Raw genomic sequence first — 19,012 nt, 5'->3', positions numbered from 1 at the left:
TGAAACTTACGCTTTACGCTGCTCAGCGCGTGCGACCGGTTTTTCTGTTTTGCTGGCTTCCGCCACATTGACCGGCAGGTTACGGCCAATCAGTGAACGGTAACCGAAGGCTCCGAGGCAAGCACCCACCAGTGGGCCAAAAATCGGAACCAGGAAGTAAGGAATATCTTTGCCGCCGGTAAAGGCCACATCACCCCATCCTGCGATGAAGGCGAACAGTTTAGGACCGAAGTCACGCGCCGGGTTAAGTGCGAATCCGGTGAGCGGGCCCATTGAACCACCAATCACGGCAACCAACAGACCAATTAACAGCGGAGCCAGTGGACCGCGTGGTACACCGTTGCCGTCATCGGTCAGCGCCATGATCACCGCCATCAGAACCGCCGTGATCACCATCTCAACCAGGAACGCCTGACCGACACTGATGTGTGGATTAGGGTAGGTTGAGAAGATACCGGCCAGATCGAGGCTCTGCACGCTGCCACGCACCATTTGATGGCTGGCTTCATAATCAAAGAACAAATTGTAGTAGAGACCATAAACCAGCGCCGCCGCACAGAAGGCACCGGCAACCTGCGCCAGGATGTAAGGCAGCACTTTGCGCCCTTCAAAGTTAGCAAACAGGCACAGCGCGACCGTTACCGCTGGATTTAAATGCGCGCCGGATACGCCCGCACTGAGATACACGGCCATGGAGACAGCAAGACCCCAGATAATACAGATTTCCCACTGACCGAATGCGGCACCAGCCAGTTTTAATGCAGCAACACAGCCTGCACCAAAAAAGATGATCAAACCGGTACCGAGAAACTCGGCGATGCATTGACCTTTTAGTGTGTTCGTTGTCTGACTCATAATGGCATTCCTGAAGCGAGGTTAAATTTTATCAGTTTTTGTTCTCAATCCATGAGTCACCCAGCTCTTATGTAGGGCTGATGTGAATTTATCGTTAACGAGCATAAACGAGAAATAGCGAAATCAAAATATGTGTACTCCGTCATAAAAATGCGCGTTTTCGCGTCTTTTACCTTTCTTTAAGGCCCATTAACCCTGCTTTACCTCAGTCCAATATCGTGACCGCGCGCAAAAATGCGCGATCGTGAGCGTTTTTTTAAGCATTAACTGAAAAGTGTTACAGACTGCCCGTGCAGGCCTTGTGTCGCTGGACTTGCGGGGTGTGGCTACATACAATCGGGACATCGTGGCTGGACGCACCATAACAAGGCAGTCCCAGCACCATCAACGCCTTGCAAGAGATTTAGGAGAGGTCATAAAGATGTCATTTGAAGTGTTCGAGAAACTGGAAGCGAAAGTACAGCAGGCGATTGATACCATCACCCTGCTGCAGATGGAAATTGAAGAGCTGAAAGATCAGAATAATACGCTGCGCAACGAAGCCAGCCAGGCTTCCGGCAACCAGGATGCACTGGTGCGTGAAAATCAGCATCTGAAAGAAGAACAGCATGTATGGCAGGAGCGCCTGCGTGCACTGTTGGGAAAAATGGAAGAGGTTTAAGCGTCTATGCTTAAACCCATGACGGGTGCTGCGGCACCCGTTTTTGTTGTGGCTTACTCGATATCGAGAGCGTCTTCCGACAGAATGATGCCGGTGTTATCGGCATAAAGATGGTCGCCGGAGAAGAAGGTCACGCCGCCAAAGTTAACGCGTACGTCGCTTTCGCCAATCCCTTCGCCCGCCGCACCAACCGGAATCGCGGCAATCGCCTGAATACCAATTTCCAGCTCTTCCAGATCGTCAACCTGACGCACTGAGCCGTAAATCACCAGGCCTTCCCACTCGTTTTGCGCCGCCAGCCGTGCCAGTTGCGCATCAACCAACGCACGACGTACTGAGCCGCCGCCATCAATCACTAACACACGACCCCGGCCATTCTCTTCCAGCAGATCGTAAAGCAGGCCGTTGTCTTCGAAACATTTCACTGTGGTGATTTGCCCACCGAATGAGGTGCGTCCGCCAAAATTGGAAAAGAGCGGTTCAACCACGTTCACTTCTTCATGGTAGATGTCACAGAGTTCGGAAGTATCGTATTTCATGAGGGTATCGTCTGTTTGCCACAGGAGCGGTAAGTATATCGCTATCTGACGATTGTTGGCAAAATCATCACCCGCTAAAAAAAGCGCTGCATCAATATCCTGCGTAAAAAAAATGCCCGGCACAGTGGCCGGGCAGCGGATAACGATGGAACCTTTACAGAATAAAGCGGCTGAGATCTTCGTCGGCCACCAATTCGTCCAGGTGTTTGCCAACGTAATCGGCATCGATAGTGATGGATTCGCCGTTGCGATCGCTGGCGTCATAGGAAATGTCTTCCATCAGACGTTCCAGCACGGTGTGCAGACGACGCGCGCCGATGTTCTCGGTGGTTTCGTTCACCTGCCATGCCGCTTCGGCAATACGACGGATACCGTCTTCCGTGAAATCAACATTCACGCCCTCTGTGCCCATCAGCGCTTTGTACTGTACGGTCACAGACGCGTTTGGCTCCGTCAGGATACGTTCAAAGTCATTCACGGTCAGCGCCTGCAGCTCCACACGGATCGGCAAACGGCCCTGCAGTTCTGGAATCAGATCTGACGGACTGGCAACCTGGAAAGCGCCTGACGCGATAAACAGAATGTGATCAGTTTTCACCATGCCGTGCTTGGTGGACACGGTGCAGCCTTCCACCAGTGGCAGCAGGTCACGTTGCACACCTTCGCGTGATACATCCGGGCCGCCGGCATTCTGGCCGCCGCGCTTACAGATTTTGTCGATTTCATCGATGAACACGATACCGTGCTGCTCAACGGCTTCGATAGCGTCTTGCTTCAGCTCTTCCGGATTCACCAATTTTGCCGCTTCTTCTTCAATCAGCAGTTTCATGGCTTCTTTGATCTTCAGCTTGCGCGCTTTCTGCTTCTGTCCACCGAGGTTCTGGAACATCGACTGCAGCTGGCTGGTCATCTCTTCCATGCCCGGAGGCGCCATGATTTCAACACCGGCTGCTGATGCGGCCAGATCGATCTCAATCTCTTTGTCGTCCAGCTGGCCTTCACGCAGCTTCTTGCGGAATGACTGGCGGGCTGCAGAAGGTTCAGCAGTGTGCTCGGCCTGACCCCAGTTATTTTTCGCCGGTGGGATCAGGACATCAAGAATGCGCTCTTCTGCCATCTCTTCGGCGCGGTACTTGTTTTTCTCGATCGCCTGACTGCGCACCATTTTGATGGCGGAGTCGGTCAAATCGCGAATAATCGAGTCGACTTCTTTACCCACGTAACCCACTTCGGTGAATTTCGTGGCTTCGACTTTGATGAAAGGCGCGTTGGCGAGTTTTGCCAGACGGCGTGCAATTTCAGTTTTACCGACACCGGTCGGGCCAATCATCAGAATATTTTTTGGCGTCACTTCATGGCGCAGCTCTTCGTTGAGCTGCATGCGGCGCCAGCGGTTACGCAGTGCAATCGCCACGGCCTTCTTTGCGCCGTCCTGGCCGATGATAAAGCGGTTAAGCTCGCTAACAATCTCGCGGGGAGTCATCTCAGACATGATGTTTAGTCCTTAGCCTTAGACGGTAATTCTTCGAAGTTAATGTTGTGGTTGGTGTAAATGCAGATATCGCCAGCGATGTTCAGCGCCTTCTCAACGATATCGTGCGCACCAATGTCGGTGTTCTCCAGCAGGGCGCGTGCCGCTGCCTGGGCGTAAGGACCACCCGAACCGATGGCAATCAGGTCATTTTCAGGCTGAATCACGTCACCATTACCGCTGATGATCAGTGAGGAGTTTTCATCAGCCACCGCCAGCAGCGCTTCAAGGCGGCGCAGCATGCGATCGGTACGCCAGTCTTTTGCCAGTTCGACCGCTGCTTTCACCAGATGGCCCTGGTGCATTTCCAGCTTGCGCTCGAACAGTTCAAACAGGGTGAAGGCATCTGCGGTGCCGCCAGCAAAACCGGCGATCACTTTGTCATTGTAGAGACGACGCACTTTCTTCACGTTGCCTTTCATCACGGTATTGCCGAGCGTAGCCTGGCCATCACCGCCAATCACGACTCGGCCGTTGCGTCGTACACTTACTATTGTTGTCACGGGCAGACCCCTTGTTGCAGTGGATAAGGAACTTCGCGCACAGAGCACGAAGTATCATGCAACCAGATATGGGGTAGGTTTGAAGGGTTTCAACCCCCGAGATTTGTCTTACTTGAAAGGGCAGGTGCGCTCACCCCTGTGACTTACAGATGTAAGTTCTGAGGGGTGAGCACTTATCGCTTAGGGTAAAGCGAGAGGAATGCAGCTGCTGTGTCCGGAGCTATGTAAGCGTTTGATGGTGCTGTCAGCACTGCTGCGATCTTTAAATGGACCGATAACCACGCGATTCCAGCCACCACCGGTAGTGATGCGGCTCTCGAAACCTTCAAAGGCCAGGCCAGCACGAACAGACTCTGCCTGGTCAGTGCCTTTGAACGAGCCACACTGCACCATCCAGCGCTGCGAAGCGGCTTTCTCTTCCGGTTTCGCTTTTGCCGTTTCCTGCGGTTTCGGTTGTTGCACCGGTTCACGCGTTATCGGCGCTGGCTGTTGTTGTTGACGCGTCGCTTGCTGTTGCTGCAACTGCTGTTGGCGTTGTTGCTGCTGTAACTGTTGCTGCTGGCGCTGCATCTGTTGCTGTTGTTGCTGCACCTGCTGTTGGCGTTGCAGAGTTTGCTGACGCTGTGCCGGAGTTTGTTCGTTCCACGGCACTTCGTTGAGCTGCGTCGGTTGTTGGCGCATATCAGCCTGCATCTGTTCCAGCAATTGGCGCTGCTCATCCGTCAGCTGGGTCTGTGATTGCACACCACCACCAGCAGACGGTTCCGTCGGCGTAGGCACGGTGATTTGGCGATTTTCCAGCTCTTTGATGTATTTCCAGCGCTCTTCTGGCTTAGGCGGAAGGCCGTTGCCGTTGGCTTTATGATTCGGAATGACCTCAGTCTCTTCTTTTTTATGATGAGAGATGAACCATAAACCACCGGCAAAGGTGACCAGTACGGCCACGGCCAGTACGATCATCAACTTTGACGTGCCGGAGCCGCCTTTGCTTTTCTTACTGCGGCCTGCAGCGGGTTTTTTGCGACGCGTCCCTGTTGAACGCCCGCGGCCTACATAATCTCTCTGTGCCACTTTCGTTCTGATACCCTTCAAAAAAATGCCAATGGGCGAAACCCTAAATTAAGACGGGTGTAAATGTTCTGTTAATTGCCCGGCAACGAATGCGTCATGTTACTCAAGGGCTGGAACTTTGACCAGCAGAGTCTGCCTTCAGAATCCGCTGAAAATGCACTGAAGCCTAGACTATTTTTCCCGTTTTGTGGCGGGTGCGGTGCTTCCGCGCACGCGTAATTCCGCGTCGAGTAAACGTGAGCCGTTGTTGACGCGTTTGCCCTGCAGTTCATCCAGCAACAGCAGCATCGCCTCGCGGCCAATGGCAAATCGCGGCTGTGCCACGGTGGTGAGTGGGGGATCGTAATACTGCGCCAGTTCGATATCGTCAAATCCCACTACGGAAAGATCCTGTGGAATGCGCATGCCCAGCTTTCGTGCCTGATTCATCGCACCCAATGCCATCAAGTCGCTGTGGCAGAAAATGGCTTTCGGCGGTTGCGGTAAGCTCATCAGCTGTTTCAACGCACTGGCACCGGCTTCGAAGGTGAAATCACCGTGCACAATCATCGTGGGATCGATAGCGATACTGCTGCGGCGCAGAGCCTGGATGTAGCCTTGTAAACGATACTGGCTGAGCGGGATATGTTCCGGCCCGGTAATGCAGGCAATCTGGCGATGACCGAGTTGCAGCAGATGATTGACGGCTTCAAATGCCGCCGTCAGGTTATCAATGTGCACGGTAGGCAGAGCCATTTCCGGGGCGAATTCGTTGCCCATCACCATCGGCGGCAGGTTACGCTGATCTTCAATTCCTGCATCGAACGGCAGCTGTGAACCCAGTAGCACCATGCCGTCGATTTGGCGCGTCAACATCAGGTTGAGGAAGGTTTTTTCCTGCTGATCCTGATGTGCGCAGTCGCCAATCAGCACCAGATAGCCCTCCTGCGCCGCCGTGACTTCGACGCCTCGGATGATTTCACTAAAGAACGGATCGCAGATGTCCGGCACTATCACCAATATGGTTTGCGTTTCGCCGCGTTTGGCATTGCGCGCCAGCCCATGTGGCGCATAGCCGACATCAATCACCGCTTGTTCTACTTTCTGCCGGGTGGCAGCCGAGACTTTTTCCGGGTTCATCAGCGCGCGAGAAACCGTGGCGGTAGACACGCCGGCTTTCTCGGCCACATCTTTCATGGTGGCAGCAGATGAAGGTTGCTTCTGGTCCAACGTATAACTCCTGACGCGGTACAGCGCATTGATTTTCAGACATTGCCGGGCTTCAGCCGGGATGGGCACTATTGATAACCCAACGCCGGGTGAGGTTGTTACTTAATTTGCATAAAAATTGTGACTTGTGCGACTTTTTTCGATCTGGCTCGCAGATGTTATGCGGCCTAACTCTCGGTGGGATCGATATCCAGTGTCCATTTGGTTTTGCGCGCGGCGGGCAGGGTGGAGATCAGCGGTAGCGAACTGCTCAGCAGCTGTTGCAGGCGTTTACGCGAAGGATGCTGTAGCAACAGTTGCCAGCGCCAGCGTCCACTGCGTTTCGGTGCCAGTGCCGGAACCGGCCCCATCAACCACATGGCCTCATCTTTCAGCGGGCTGGCTTCGAGTAAATTGCGCAGCTGCGTGAGGAATTCAGCGGCCTGCGCATTGTCCATGTCCTCCGCGCGGAACAGCGCGTGGCTGGTCCACGGCGGCAGCTGCACCGATTGGCGCTCCAGCAAGGTTTCCTCGGCAAAGGCGAAATAGCCACGATGCAGCAGCGTCTGCAACAGCGGATGCTCGGGATGGTGCGTCTGCAGCAGTACTTCACCCTGTTTACCGGCGCGCCCGGCGCGCCCGGCCACCTGGGTATAGAGTTGAGCAAAGCGTTCGGCGGCGCGGAAATCGGCGGAGAATAAGGCGCCATCGACATCCAGCAGGGAAACCAGCGTCACGTCGGGGAAATGGTGCCCTTTTGCCAGCATCTGTGTGCCAACCAGAATGCGGGCGCCGCCGCGATGCACATCCGCCAGATGCTGCTCCAGTGCACCTTTGCGGCTGGTGGTATCGCGATCAATGCGCGACACCGGTACGCCGGGAAAGAGTGTGCTGAGCTGCTGTTCAAGCTGCTCTGTACCGACGCCGACCGGCATCAGGTGTGTGGAACCGCACCCCGGACATTGATTGGGCAGCGGGCGCTGGCTGTCGCAGTGGTGGCAGCGCAGCTGGCGATGATGTTGATGCAGCGTGTAATAGCTGTCGCAACGCTGACACTCGGCCAGCCAGCCGCAGTCGTGGCACATTAATGCTGGCGAGAATCCGCGACGGTTCAGGAACAGCAACACCTGATTATCGGCCTGCAGGTGCTGGCGCATTTTACCCAGCAATGCGGGCGCAAGTCCGCCTTTAAGCTGCTGGCCTTTAAGGTCGATAAGTTGCTGAAGCGCCGGTTTGGCGTTACCCGCGCGTTTGGTGAGATTGAGCTGTCGATACTTGCCAACGCGCACATTATGCAGAGTTTCCAGCGCAGGCGTCGCTGAACCCATGACAATGGGAATATCTTCTTCGTGGGCGCGAAACACCGCCAAATCGCGCGCCTGATAGCGCCAGCCTTCCTGCTGCTTGTACGAACTGTCGTGTTCTTCATCAATAATGATTACCCCCGGACGCGCCAGCGGTGTGAACAGCGCGGAACGCGTGCCGATGATAATCGCGGTTTCGCCACGGCGCGCTCTCAGCCACACCGCAAGACGTTCGCTGTCATTGAGTGCCGAGTGCAGCACATCAATCGGCGCATCGAAGCGTTCACGGAAGCGGGCAATGGTTTGCGGGGTCAGACCGATTTCAGGCACCAGTACCAGCGCCTGTTTGCCGCGCGCCAGCACATTCTCTAACACGCTGAGATAGACTTCGGTCTTGCCCGAACCGGTTATCCCCGCCAGCAACCACGCTGCATAATGGTCATCTTCACTGCGCATCGCACCGACGGCCATCGCCTGATCGGTATTAAGACGCAGGCGATCGCCTTTCACGGCAAAGGTGCTGCGCCAGTCGTGCATCTGCGGCGCATGTTCGCGCAGATCACACAGACCTTTTGCTCGCAGTGATTGCAGTGCCGCGTCAGTCAGGTCCTGTTCGCTGACCTGATGGCGATAGAGGGGCTGCTGGCGCAGTGCCGCCAAAGCTTGCTGCTGCTTCGGCGCACGCTTGAGGCTCTCCATGGCCACTTCACGTCCGGCATCGTTGACCACCCATTGCCAGAGTGGCGCTTCCTGAGCCGGTTTGCCCTGGCGCAGCAGCACGGGTAGAGCATGGTTGAGCACCTCGCCGAGCGGCGAATGGTAATAGCTGGCGGCCCAGTTAAGGATGCGCCACAGCGCTGGAGAGAACAGGCTCTGATCGTCCAGCATGCTTTCCAGCGGTTTGAGCTGATTCAAAGGCAGATCGCTGGTTTCCTTTACAGCCACCACAATGCCGATCATTTTACGATTGCCAAACGGCACGCTGACGCGGGCGCCCACCACCGGCTGCGGCGCATCGGCGGGCAGAAGGTAGTCAAACAGGCGAGGCAGCGGAACGGGCAGGGCAACCTGAACAACGGGCATGTCGATCTCTATCCGGTTCTGTAATAAGGAGAAGTAGTGTACACGCTGATGCAACCCTCGTCATACTTCACGCCACAGCCCACACCGCATAGCCACATTGGCTGCGCTCGCTCTTTCCATCAGATTGACTGGGATGAGGGCGTTTACCGCCTCCCAATGGCTCGAGTGACTCAGAGAATAAACGGCTGCTATTTGCCTGGTGCGGTCAATTTCTGTATACTATGCCGCCTTTGATGAGATGGCTTGTCAAAGATACACTTAATTGTTCAACCGCGTGTGGTGCTGTGCAGGTTCGCCTGGCACGGAGAGCGACACGGCCTTTTATGAGGTTCTCCCATGAAACAAGGTATTCACCCGAAATACGAAGCTGTGACCATCACCTGCTCTTGCGGCAACGTGATCAACACCCGTTCAACCATGACTGGTACCCTGAACCTGGACGTGTGCGGCAAATGCCACCCGTTCTACACTGGTAAGCAGCGTGTTGTTGATTCTGGTGGTCGTGTTGATCGCTTCAACAAGCGTTTCAGCATCCCAGGCAGCAAGAAATAAGATTATTTGCCATCGAATCTTCGGATTCGGCAGCAAGAAAAAACCCAGCCTTGGCTGGGTTTTTTTGTTTCTGGACTCAGTATTCCCAGGTGTCGGGATCGATGCCCATCTCACGCATAATCTGCTTAGCTTCTTCCGGAATCTCATCGCTGCGTTCTTTGCGCAAATCGACATCATTTGGCAGCGGTTGCCCGGTGAAAGCATGCAAAAAGGCTTCGCACAGCAATTCGCTATTGGTGGCATGACGCAGGTTGTTCACCTGACGGCGCGTGCGTTCATCCGTTAAAATTTTCAGCACTTTCAGCGGGATAGAAACTGTAATCTTCTTAACCTGCTCGCTCTTCTTGCCGTGTTCAGCGTAAGGGCTGATATATTCGCCGTTCCATTCAGCCATGGGTTACCTTAATCAATAAAAGTTGAATATGGGGAAATCCGTTGATTATGCCCGATTTTTCGATGCCTGACCGCTTAAACTGCCGGTTTTATGCTTACGCATCGCTTTTCACAGGAAAGCGCGCTGAACACCAGGCGATGACGCGTAATTTTAGCGGGTATTGATGATTTGCTCAATCTATACGCAAAGACATTTAGATGTCCAGATGTATTGACGTCTATGCGCTGAATGTTATCCTGTTGCCACTTCTTATTACACTTCAGGAACAGTAAGCACCATGACGCGTAAACAGGCAACCATCGCAGTACGCAGCGGTTTGAATGATGACGAGCAATATGGCTGCGTTGTCCCACCGATTCACCTCTCCAGTACCTACAACTTCCTCGACTTTAATGAACCGCGTGCACATGACTACTCACGTCGCGGTAACCCCACGCGTGATGTGGTACAGCGCGCGCTGGCAGAACTGGAAGGCGGTGCGGGCGCGGTATTAACCAATACCGGGATGTCAGCGATTCATCTGGTGACCACCGTGTTCCTGAAGCCGGGCGATCTGCTGGTTGCCCCACATGACTGCTACGGTGGCAGCTATCGCCTGTTCGACAGCCTGAGCAAACGCGGTGCTTATCGCGTGAAATTTGTCGATCAGGGTGACAAAGCCGCTCTGGCAGCCGCGCTGGCCGAGAAACCCAAACTCGTGTTGGTGGAGAGCCCAAGCAATCCGCTGCTGCGCGTGGTAGATATCGCAGGCATTTGCCAGGCGGCGCGTGCAGCGGGTGCGATCAGCGTAGTGGATAACACCTTCCTGAGTCCGGCATTGCAAAATCCGCTGGCACTGGGAGCCGATCTGGTTATCCACTCTTGTACCAAATACCTGAATGGTCACTCGGATGTGGTGGCCGGAGCGGTGATTTCTAAAGATCCGGCGATGGCCACGGATCTTGCCTGGTGGGCGAATAATATTGGTGTAACCGGCGCAGCGTTTGATAGCTACCTGCTACTGCGCGGTCTGCGCACGCTGGCGCCGCGTATGGCAGCAGCACAGCGTAATGCGCTGGCGATTGTTGATTACCTGAAGCAACAACCGCTGGTGAAAAAACTGTATCATCCGTCTCTGCCGGAAAATGCCGGACATGAGTACGCGGTGCGTCAACAACGTGGCTTTGGTGCAATGCTCAGCTTTGAACTCGACGCTGATGAAGCACGTCTGCGCCGCTTCCTGAAAGCGCTGCAGTTGTTCACGCTGGCGGAATCGCTGGGTGGCGTGGAGAGCCTGATTTCGCACACCGCGACCATGACGCATGCCGGCATGTCTGCGGAAGCGCGCGCGGCAGCGGGTATTTCAGAAACGCTGCTGCGTATTTCTGTCGGAATTGAAGATCACGAAGATTTAATCGCCGATCTGGATAATGCATTCCGGATCGCAGCCGAGGAGTAAGCATGACAAGTTCAGCAGGCGCGGGAACGCCGAACAAGCAGTTGCATAAATTTGGTGGCAGTAGCCTGGCGGATGCACGTTGTTATCAGCGTGTCGCCAGCATCATGGCGGATTACAGCCAGCCAGGCGATTTAATGGTGGTCTCTGCCGCAGGCAGCACCACCAACCAGCTGATTAGCTGGCTTAAACTGAGCCAGAGCGATCGCTTATCTGCCCATCAGGTGCAACAAGCTTTACGCCGTTTTCACAGCGAACTGATCGCTGCGCTGTTGCCTGCTGAATTTGCTGAAACGCTGACTGCTGCCTTTATTCGCGATTTGGAACGTCTGGCGGCCCTGCTTGACGGCGCTATCACCGATGCGGTGTATGCCGAAGTGGTGGGGCACGGTGAAATCTGGTCGGCACGCCTGATGGCGGCGGTGCTGAGCCAGCGTGATATCGAGTCTGCATGGCTGGACGCGCGTGACTTCCTGCGTGCCGAACGTGCTGCGCAGCCACAGGTGGATGAAGGCAAGTCCTGGCCATTGCTACAGGCGCTGCTGGCTCAGCATCCTCATAAGCGTTTGGTGGTAACCGGCTTTATCAGCCGTAGCGATGCCGGTGAAACGGTATTGCTGGGGCGCAATGGTTCGGACTACTCAGCCACCCAGATCGGTGCGCTGGCAGGCGTAAACCGGGTCACCATCTGGAGCGATGTGGCCGGTGTCTATAGCGCCGATCCGCGTAAAGTGTCCGACGCCTGTTTGCTGCCGTTACTGCGTTTGGATGAGGCCAGCGAGCTGGCGCGTCTGGCCGCACCGGTATTGCATACCCGTACGCTGCAGCCCGTGTCGAATAGCGATATCGATCTGCAGTTGCGTTGCAGCTATCAACCTGAGCAGGGCTCAACGCGCATTGAGCGCGTACTGGCTTCCGGTACCGGCGCGCGTATTGTCACCAGCCACGACGATGTGTGCCTGGTCGAGATTCACATCTCAGAAAACCACGATTTCAAAACGCAGCAGAAAGAGATCGATCTGCTGCTGAAGCGTGCGCAACTGCGTCCGTTAGCAATGGGCGTTCATCCTGACCGCCGTCTACTGCAACTTTGCTATACCTCCGAAGTGGTGAACAGCGCATTCAATTTGTTGCAGGACGCTGCGCTGCCGGGTCATCTGCAACTGCGCGATGGCTTAGCGTTGGTGGCGTTGGTCGGCGCAGGCGTGACGCGTAACCCGCTGCACAGCCATCGTTTCTGGCAGCAAATCAAAGACCAGCCGGTTGAGTTTGTCTGGCAGTCAGAAGATCACATCAGTATTGTCGCCGTATTGCGCGTGAGACCGACACAGCACCTGATTCAGGGGTTGCACCAGTCATTGTTCCGCGCGGAAAAACGCATCGGTCTGATGCTGTTTGGCAAAGGCAATATTGGCTCACGCTGGCTGGAGTTGTTTGCCCGCGAGCAGGAAGGCTTATCGGCGCGTACCGGCTTTGAGTATGTGCTGGCAGGCGTGGCGGATAGCAGTCGTAGTTTGCTGAGCTACGAAGGTCTGGAAGCCAGCCGTGCGCTCGCCTTTTTTGATGACGAAGCCGAAGAACGTGATGAAGAGTCGCTGTTCCTGTGGATGCGTGCCCATCCGTTCGATGATTTAGTGGTTCTGGACGTCACCGCCAGCGCACCGTTGGCACAGCAGTATCTTGATTTTGCCAGCCACGGTTTCCATGTCATTAGCGCGAACAAAGTCGCAGGCGCATCCAGCAGCCAGAGTTGGCGGCAGATTCGTGATGCGTTCGCCAAAACCGGTCGTCACTGGCTGTATAACGCCACGGTAGGCGCAGGATTGCCGGTGAACCATACGGTGCGCGATCTGCGCGAAAGCGGCGACAGCATTCTGGCCATCAGTGGTATTTTCTCCGGCACGCTGTCCTGGCTGTTCCTGCAATTTGATGGCACCGTGCCGTTCAGTGAGCTGGTGGATCAGGCCTGGCAGCAAGGTCTCACCGAACCCGATCCGCGCGTGGATCTGTCGGGGCAGGATGTGATGCGCAAGCTGGTAATCCTGGCGCGTGAAGCCGGTTATGACATCGAGCCGGATCAGGTACGTGTTGAATCGCTGGTGCCGTCGGATTGCGAAGAAGAATCGATTGACCACTTTTTCGAGAATGCCGACGAGTTGAATGACCAAATGCTGCAACGCTTTGAAGCGGCGCAGGAGATGGGCCTGGTGCTGCGCTATGTGGCACGTTTCGATGCCAACGGTAAGGCCCGTGTGGGGGTGGAAGCGGTGCGTCCGGAACATCCGCTGGCTTCACTGCTGCCGTGCGATAACGTGTTTGCTATCGAAAGCCGCTGGTATCGTGACAATCCACTGGTGATCCGCGGGCCAGGCGCCGGCCGTGATGTGACAGCCGGTGCGTTACAATCGGATATCAATCGCCTCGCACAGCTACTGTAACCTGCCTTGCAACGCAGACGGTGCCCGCCGTCTGCGCTTTTCACTCTCTCCGCGAACATGAAACTCTTTCAACTTGATTGAATATTTGTCACGCCTGTACATTAATTTTAAGTTGACGCTAACGCGCTAATGGTTCATTTTGTGCATCTGGACGTCTAAACGTATAGATGTTCGCAGGCCGCAAGTTAATCGATATGTGACGACGAGGTAATCTGGATGAGTTTCTTTCACGCCAATCAGCGCGAAGCGTTGAACCAAAGCCTGGCTGAGCTGAACGGGCAAATTAACGTCTCTTTTGAATTTTTCCCGCCTCGTACCAGTGAAATGGAAGAAACCTTGTGGAGTTCGATTGATCGACTGAGCATCCTGAAACCGAAATTCCTCTCCGTAACCTACGGTGCGAACTCTGGCGAGCGCGACCGTACGCACAGCATCATCAAAGGCATTAAAGAGCGCACCGGCCTGGAAGCGGCTCCGCACTTGACCTGCATCGATGCCACGCGTGATGAGCTGCGCACCATCGCGCGTGATTACTGGGATAACGGTATCCGTCACATTGTGGCGCTGCGCGGTGATTTACCGCCGGGCGGCGGCAAGCCTGAGATGTACGGCGCTGATTTGGTCGAATTGCTTAAAGAAGTGGGCGATTTTGATATCTCTGTAGCCGCTTACCCGGAAGTGCATCCTGAAGCGAAAAGTGCGCAAGCGGATTTGATCAACCTGAAGCGTAAGGTTGATGCTGGTGCCAACCGCGCTATTACGCAGTTCTTCTTTGATGTCGAAAGCTATCTGCGCTTCCGCGATCGCTGTGTCGCGGCAGGCATTGATGTCGAAATCGTGCCGGGCATTTTGCCAGTATCGAACTTTAAGCAGTTACAGCGTTTCGCCACCATGACCAACGTGCGCGTGCCGGGCTGGATGAACGCGATGTTTGCCGGATTGGATGACGATCCAGAAACGCGCAAAATGGTCGGCGCTAACATCGCCATGGACATGGTGAAAATTCTGTCGCGTGAAGGGGTGAAGGATTTCCACTTCTACACGCTGAACCGCGCAGAGCTAAGCTACGCTATCTGTCATACGCTGGGTGTGCGTCCAACCTTAACGGCCTGATTTTCTTAAATTGAATTATGAAGGGGCCAATGCGCCCTCTTTAATTGAATTATGAAGGGGCCAATGCGCCCTCTTTTTTATTTGCACCATGTTACCCAGCGGGAAGAGGCGGCAAATGGAGTAAAGCGTTGGGCGCCATGGATGGCGCACGCCGAGCGATCAGGGACGAGACAGCGACTTTACGTAATTGCCGCCTCTTCCCGCGACGCGCACCGCCCAAAAAAAAGGGCCAGATTGGCCCCCTTCATGATTAGCGCATACCGCAACTAGCCGGTATTACGCATACCCGCTGCCACACCGGCAATCGTCACCATCAGCGCTTGTTCAACACGCGCATCTGGCTCATCACCACGTTCTTCCTGCGCACGTGCACGATGCAGCAGTTCAGCCTGCAATACGTTGAGCGGATCGGTGTAAACGTTACGCAGCGCGATAGATTCGGCGATCCACGGCTGGTCAGCCATCAGGTGCGCATCGTTGGCGATGGTCAGCACGGCTTTAATATCCGCAGCCAGCTGATCGCGCAACTGCAGACCCAGAGGCCACAGTGATTTATCCACCAGACGCTGATCGTAGTATTCCGCCAGCCACAGATCGGCTTTCGAGAACACCATCTCCAGCATGCCAAGACGGGTGGCGAAGAACGGCCACTGGCTACACATCGCTTCCAGCTGATCCTGATGGCCTTCATCCATCGCCTTTTGCAGTGCCGCACCAGCACCGAGCCAGGCTGGCAGCATCAAACGGTTCTGCGTCCAGGCGAAGATCCACGGAATCGCACGCAGTGATTCCACGCCGCCGGTAGGACGACGCTTCGCCGGACGTGAACCGAGTGGCAGTTTACCCAGCTCTTGCTCTGGCGTGGCCGAGCGGAAGTACGGTACGAAGTCCGGGTTTTCACGCACATAGCCGCGATACATGGCGCAGGAATGGGCTGACAAACCGTTCATGATCTCTTTCCACTCGCGCTTAGGCTCTGGCGGTGGCATCAGGTTGGCTTCCAAAATCGCACCGGTATACAGCGACAGGCTAGCGATAGTGACTTCTGGCAAACCATATTTGAAGCGAATCATCTCGCCCTGTTCGGTCACGCGCAGGCCGCCTTTGAGGCTGCCCGGCGGTTGCGACAGCAGTGCTGCGTGCGCAGGTGCGCCGCCACGACCGATTGAACCGCCACGTCCATGAAACAGCGTCAGGGTGATGCCAGCTTTCTCACAGGTCTTGATCAGCGCATCCTGTGCTTCGTACTGTGCCCAACTGGCGGCCATCACGCCGGCATCTTTCGCCGAGTCGGAATAACCAATCATCACCATCTGTTTGCCGTTGATGAAGCCACGATACCAATCGATATTCAGCAGTTGCGTCATCACGTCATTGGCGTTGTTCAAATCGTCGAGGGTTTCGAACAGTGGCGCTACTGGCATCGCGTAAGGAATGCCGGCTTCTTTCAGCAGCAAATGCACCGCCAGCACGTCCGACGGCGTTTTCGCCATCGAAATCACGTAAGAGGCGATAGAGCCTTGTGGCGCTTCTGCCACCACTTTACAGGTATCCAGCACTTCGCGCGTGTTGTCGCCCGGCTCCCATTGATGCGGTAGCAGCGGACGTTTGGAGTTCAGTTCACGGATCAGGAATGCCTGCTTATCAGCTTCTGACCAGCTTTCGTAGTCACCCAGCCCCAGATAGCGCGTCACTTCCGCAATCGCTTCGGTGTGGCGGGTGCTCTCCTGACGGATATCAATACGCACCAGCGGCACGCCAAAGCACTTCACGCGACGCAGCGTATCCAGCAACTGGCCATTCGCGATGATGCCCATGCCGCACTGTTGCAGAGATTGATAGATGGCGAACAGCGGTTGCCACAGTTGATCGTTTGATACCAGTAGATCGGCAGGGCGCGGCAGGCGCTCGCCTTTCAAACGACGGCCTAAATAAGCTTGCGTAGTCATCAGCTGGCCACGGATGCGCTTCAGAATCATGCGGTACGGTTCCAGCGCTTCTGGATCGCCGCACAGCTCACGCACTTCATCGCTGCATTCGGACATCGACAGTTCAGAAATCAGCACGCCCACGTCGCGCAGGAACAGATCAGCGGCTTTCCAGCGGCTCAGCTGCATCGCATGGCGTGTGATAGGCGCGGTGACGTTCGGGTTACCGTCGCGATCGCCGCCCATCCACGAGGTGAATTTAATCGGCACGAAATCGACGGGCAACTTAATACCAAAGGTCTCTTCAACTTGCTCGTTCAGCTCGCGCAGGAATGCCGGTACGCCTTGCCACAGGCTATTTTCGACCACGGCAAAGCCCCATTTGGCTTCATCAATCGGGGTTGGGCGGTACTTACGGATTTCATCAGTATGCCAGGCTTGTGCGACCAATTGACGCAGGCGACGCATGACTTGCGTGCGCTCGTAATCGGAGAGATCGCTGTGGTCGAGTTGCTGCAGGCAGCTATTCACTTCACCCAGCATGTGGATCAGCGTACGGCGGGTGATCTCCGTTGGGTGAGCGGTCAGTACCAGCTCCAGTGACAGTTCTTCAATCGCCTGGCGAATCGAACTTTCGCTGATGTCGTTTTGCTGCTTCAGACGCTCAAAGGTCTTCTTCAGGATTTCAGGATTGTTCGCGCCATCGCCGCTGCGGGAAATGGTCTGATACTGCTCTGCCACGTTGGTCAGGTTGAGGAACTGGCTAAACGCACGCGCGACGGGTAGCAGCTCGTCGTTAGAGAGATTTTGCAGCGTGTTCAGCAGTTCCTTACGATCGGTGTCATTGCCTGCGCGGGAGGACTTAGAGAGTTTGCGGATAGTTTCCACCCTATCGAGGATGTTCTCTCCCAGTGCATCCTTTATCGTATCCCCGAGCAGTTTGCCGAGCATACTGACATTACTTCGCATTGCGGAATATTGTTCGTTCATTTGACCCTGACACCCTTATCGTCTTGAAAGTACCCTTACACCCAACGGGCATAACATCGTCTTTTATCTAGCCACGGTTCTTCCTGTTCGTCAATTGACTTAAATTGACGATAATTCGCTGCTAACTACCGGAAATTCATAGAATTAACTTGAGGGGAAGCGAGATAAGTTATTCTTATTATCAAATCCCGAACAATGACCGGGCAATTTACTGTTTTAACAGTGAATTGCCCCATCTATTGTTAATCAGTGACAAAAATGCTGAACAACCTGCGTGATAAGCGCATGAGTTGGCTTAATAAATGCGGTATCGATAAATTCATCTGGCTGGTGGGCCTGATTGATCGATCCCGGGCCTAAAACCAGCGTTGGACACAATTGCTGGATAAATGGCGCTTCGGTGCAATAGTTCACCACTTCAGTCGGCACACCCAGCAGTTTCTCCACCACTTTTACCAGCTCATGATCGGCGGGGCATTCGTAGCCAGGAATCGGCGGATGCAGTTCACCTACCGTCAAACGCCCCGGCCAGCGTTCGCTCACTGGCGCCAATGCTTCATTAAGCAAACCATCCAAATCGCTCAGAGTTAAGCCCGGCAGCGGGCGAATATCCATGTGCAGTTCGCAGCAGGCGCAGATACGGTTTGCAGCATCGCCACCGTGAATGTGACCAAAGTTCATGGTCGGATAAGGAATCGCAAATCCATCGTGGTTATAGCGATTTTTCAGGGTATTGCGCAGTTGCATCAGCTGGGTAATGGATTCGTGCATCAGCTCAATGGCGTTCACACCGCGTGAAGGATCGCTGGAGTGGCCTGACTGACCCTGAATACGAATCACGTTTGACAGATGGCCTTTGTGCGCGCGCACGGGCTTCAGTGAGGTCGGCTCACCAATGATGGCGCAATCCGGACGCAGCTGAGTGGATTCGGAAAAGTACTTTGCACCGGCCATGGTGGTTTCTTCATCGGCGGTGGCGAGGATGTACAGTGGCTTGCTCAGTTTGGTCACGTCAACGTCACGCAGGGCATCCAGAATAAAAGCAAAGAAACCTTTCATATCTGCGGTACCCAAACCGTACAGCTTGTTGTCGTGCTCGGTTAGGGTGAAAGGATCGCGCGTCCAGCGGCCATCATCATACGGAACGGTGTCCGTATGACCGGCCAGCAGCAGGCCACCCGCACCCAAGCCGCTGCGTGCCAGCATGTTGAATTTATGACGCGTCCCCGGGACTGGCTGGACTTCAACACTGAAGCCTAAATCGCGGAACCAGCCCGCCAGCAAATTGATTAAAGTTTCATTGCTCTGATCCAGCGCGCTGTCGGTGGCGCTGATCGATGGTGTGGCAATCAGCTGGCGGTAGAGTTCGATAAAAGGTGGTAATTTTGTCTTCACTGTTGACGGTCCTTGGGTTAGGATGTATCAAT

Annotated in this window: 15 protein-coding genes; 5 read left to right on the top strand and 10 right to left on the bottom strand. The window is 54.9% G+C overall.

What is annotated here, in order from left to right:
• Nucleotides 1-6: 6 nt before the first annotated feature.
• Nucleotides 7-855 (bottom strand): MIP/aquaporin family protein, encoded by an 849-nt coding sequence (locus VH86_RS17185; protein ID WP_034823747.1) that lies wholly within the window; start codon nucleotides 853-855, stop codon nucleotides 7-9.
• Nucleotides 856-1,276: 421 nt separating this feature from the next.
• Between VH86_RS17185 and zapB the strand changes: the two genes are divergently transcribed.
• Nucleotides 1,277-1,516: a cell division protein ZapB gene (gene zapB, locus VH86_RS17180; RefSeq protein ID WP_034823745.1), complete on the top strand. Its 240-nt coding sequence runs from the start codon at nucleotides 1,277-1,279 to the stop codon at nucleotides 1,514-1,516.
• A gap of 53 nt (nucleotides 1,517-1,569) precedes the next feature.
• Here zapB and rraA read toward each other — a convergent pair whose 3' ends face one another.
• From rraA to priA, 6 genes are all read right to left on the bottom strand, one after another.
• Nucleotides 1,570-2,055 carry a ribonuclease E activity regulator RraA gene (gene rraA, locus VH86_RS17175; RefSeq protein ID WP_034823742.1) on the bottom strand — a complete coding sequence of 162 codons (486 nt, stop codon included), beginning with the start codon at nucleotides 2,053-2,055 and terminating at the stop codon, nucleotides 1,570-1,572.
• A 154-nt stretch (nucleotides 2,056-2,209) separates the two neighbouring features.
• Nucleotides 2,210-3,547, bottom strand: a complete 1,338-nt coding sequence (gene hslU, locus VH86_RS17170; RefSeq protein WP_045833623.1) for an HslU--HslV peptidase ATPase subunit — start codon at nucleotides 3,545-3,547, stop codon at nucleotides 2,210-2,212.
• Nucleotides 3,548-3,552: 5 nt separating this feature from the next.
• Nucleotides 3,553-4,089, bottom strand: coding sequence for an ATP-dependent protease subunit HslV (gene hslV / locus VH86_RS17165; protein ID WP_071845580.1), 537 nt, complete (start codon nucleotides 4,087-4,089; stop codon nucleotides 3,553-3,555).
• A gap of 180 nt (nucleotides 4,090-4,269) precedes the next feature.
• Nucleotides 4,270-5,160, bottom strand: coding sequence for a cell division protein FtsN (gene ftsN, locus VH86_RS17160; protein ID WP_045833622.1), 891 nt, complete (start codon nucleotides 5,158-5,160; stop codon nucleotides 4,270-4,272).
• Between the two features lie 171 nt (nucleotides 5,161-5,331).
• Complete coding sequence (gene cytR, locus VH86_RS17155) at nucleotides 5,332-6,369, bottom strand: DNA-binding transcriptional regulator CytR (protein ID WP_038644093.1); 1,038 nt, start codon at nucleotides 6,367-6,369, stop codon at nucleotides 5,332-5,334.
• Between the two features lie 167 nt (nucleotides 6,370-6,536).
• A complete protein-coding gene (priA, locus tag VH86_RS17150; RefSeq protein WP_045833621.1) occupies nucleotides 6,537-8,735 on the bottom strand; it encodes a primosomal protein N' in 2,199 nt (732 codons plus the stop codon).
• A gap of 336 nt (nucleotides 8,736-9,071) precedes the next feature.
• On the opposite strand from priA, the gene rpmE reads away from it, so the two are divergent.
• Nucleotides 9,072-9,287, top strand: coding sequence for a 50S ribosomal protein L31 (gene rpmE, locus VH86_RS17145; protein WP_021506837.1), 216 nt, complete (start codon nucleotides 9,072-9,074; stop codon nucleotides 9,285-9,287).
• Nucleotides 9,288-9,363: 76 nt separating this feature from the next.
• Here rpmE and metJ read toward each other — a convergent pair whose 3' ends face one another.
• Nucleotides 9,364-9,681: a met regulon transcriptional regulator MetJ gene (metJ, locus tag VH86_RS17140; protein ID WP_034823729.1), complete on the bottom strand. Its 318-nt coding sequence runs from the start codon at nucleotides 9,679-9,681 to the stop codon at nucleotides 9,364-9,366.
• Between the two features lie 277 nt (nucleotides 9,682-9,958).
• Between metJ and metB the strand changes: the two genes are divergently transcribed.
• The 3 genes from metB (at nucleotide 9,959) to metF (ending at nucleotide 14,667) form a co-directional block, all read left to right on the top strand.
• Nucleotides 9,959-11,119 (top strand): cystathionine gamma-synthase, encoded by a 1,161-nt coding sequence (metB, locus tag VH86_RS17135; RefSeq protein ID WP_045815698.1) that lies wholly within the window; start codon nucleotides 9,959-9,961, stop codon nucleotides 11,117-11,119.
• A 2-nt stretch (nucleotides 11,120-11,121) separates the two neighbouring features.
• Nucleotides 11,122-13,554, top strand: a complete 2,433-nt coding sequence (locus VH86_RS17130; RefSeq protein ID WP_045833620.1) for a bifunctional aspartate kinase/homoserine dehydrogenase II — start codon at nucleotides 11,122-11,124, stop codon at nucleotides 13,552-13,554.
• A 216-nt stretch (nucleotides 13,555-13,770) separates the two neighbouring features.
• A complete protein-coding gene (metF, locus tag VH86_RS17125; protein WP_038644102.1) occupies nucleotides 13,771-14,667 on the top strand; it encodes a methylenetetrahydrofolate reductase in 897 nt (298 codons plus the stop codon).
• Nucleotides 14,668-14,933: 266 nt separating this feature from the next.
• On the opposite strand, the gene ppc is transcribed toward metF, so the two are convergent.
• Complete coding sequence (gene ppc, locus VH86_RS17120) at nucleotides 14,934-17,585, bottom strand: phosphoenolpyruvate carboxylase (RefSeq protein WP_045833619.1); 2,652 nt, start codon at nucleotides 17,583-17,585, stop codon at nucleotides 14,934-14,936.
• 246 nt (nucleotides 17,586-17,831) lie between these two features.
• Nucleotides 17,832-18,980 carry an acetylornithine deacetylase gene (argE, locus tag VH86_RS17115; protein ID WP_045815696.1) on the bottom strand — a complete coding sequence of 383 codons (1,149 nt, stop codon included), beginning with the start codon at nucleotides 18,978-18,980 and terminating at the stop codon, nucleotides 17,832-17,834.
• Between the last annotated feature and the right edge of the window lie 32 nt (nucleotides 18,981-19,012).

The sequence above is a fragment of the Pantoea sp. BL1 genome (assembly GCF_000963985.1).
Classification (GTDB): Bacteria; Pseudomonadota; Gammaproteobacteria; order Enterobacterales; family Enterobacteriaceae; genus Pantoea; species Pantoea rwandensis_B.
This window is presented reverse-complemented; position numbering and strand designations above follow the sequence as displayed.

Coding starts and splice junctions, on each gene's coding strand:
- VH86_RS17185 (WP_034823747.1), bottom strand. CDS start 855: ATGAGTCAGACAACGAACACACTAAAAGGTCAATGCATCGCCGAGTTT.
- VH86_RS17130 (WP_045833620.1), top strand. CDS start 11,122: ATGACAAGTTCAGCAGGCGCGGGAACGCCGAACAAGCAGTTGCATAAA.
- zapB (WP_034823745.1), top strand. CDS start 1,277: ATGTCATTTGAAGTGTTCGAGAAACTGGAAGCGAAAGTACAGCAGGCG.
- priA (WP_045833621.1), bottom strand. CDS start 8,735: ATGCCCGTTGTTCAGGTTGCCCTGCCCGTTCCGCTGCCTCGCCTGTTT.
- rpmE (WP_021506837.1), top strand. CDS start 9,072: ATGAAACAAGGTATTCACCCGAAATACGAAGCTGTGACCATCACCTGC.
- hslU (WP_045833623.1), bottom strand. CDS start 3,547: ATGTCTGAGATGACTCCCCGCGAGATTGTTAGCGAGCTTAACCGCTTT.
- metJ (WP_034823729.1), bottom strand. CDS start 9,681: ATGGCTGAATGGAACGGCGAATATATCAGCCCTTACGCTGAACACGGC.
- rraA (WP_034823742.1), bottom strand. CDS start 2,055: ATGAAATACGATACTTCCGAACTCTGTGACATCTACCATGAAGAAGTG.
- metF (WP_038644102.1), top strand. CDS start 13,771: ATGAGTTTCTTTCACGCCAATCAGCGCGAAGCGTTGAACCAAAGCCTG.
- metB (WP_045815698.1), top strand. CDS start 9,959: ATGACGCGTAAACAGGCAACCATCGCAGTACGCAGCGGTTTGAATGAT.
- ppc (WP_045833619.1), bottom strand. CDS start 17,585: ATGAACGAACAATATTCCGCAATGCGAAGTAATGTCAGTATGCTCGGC.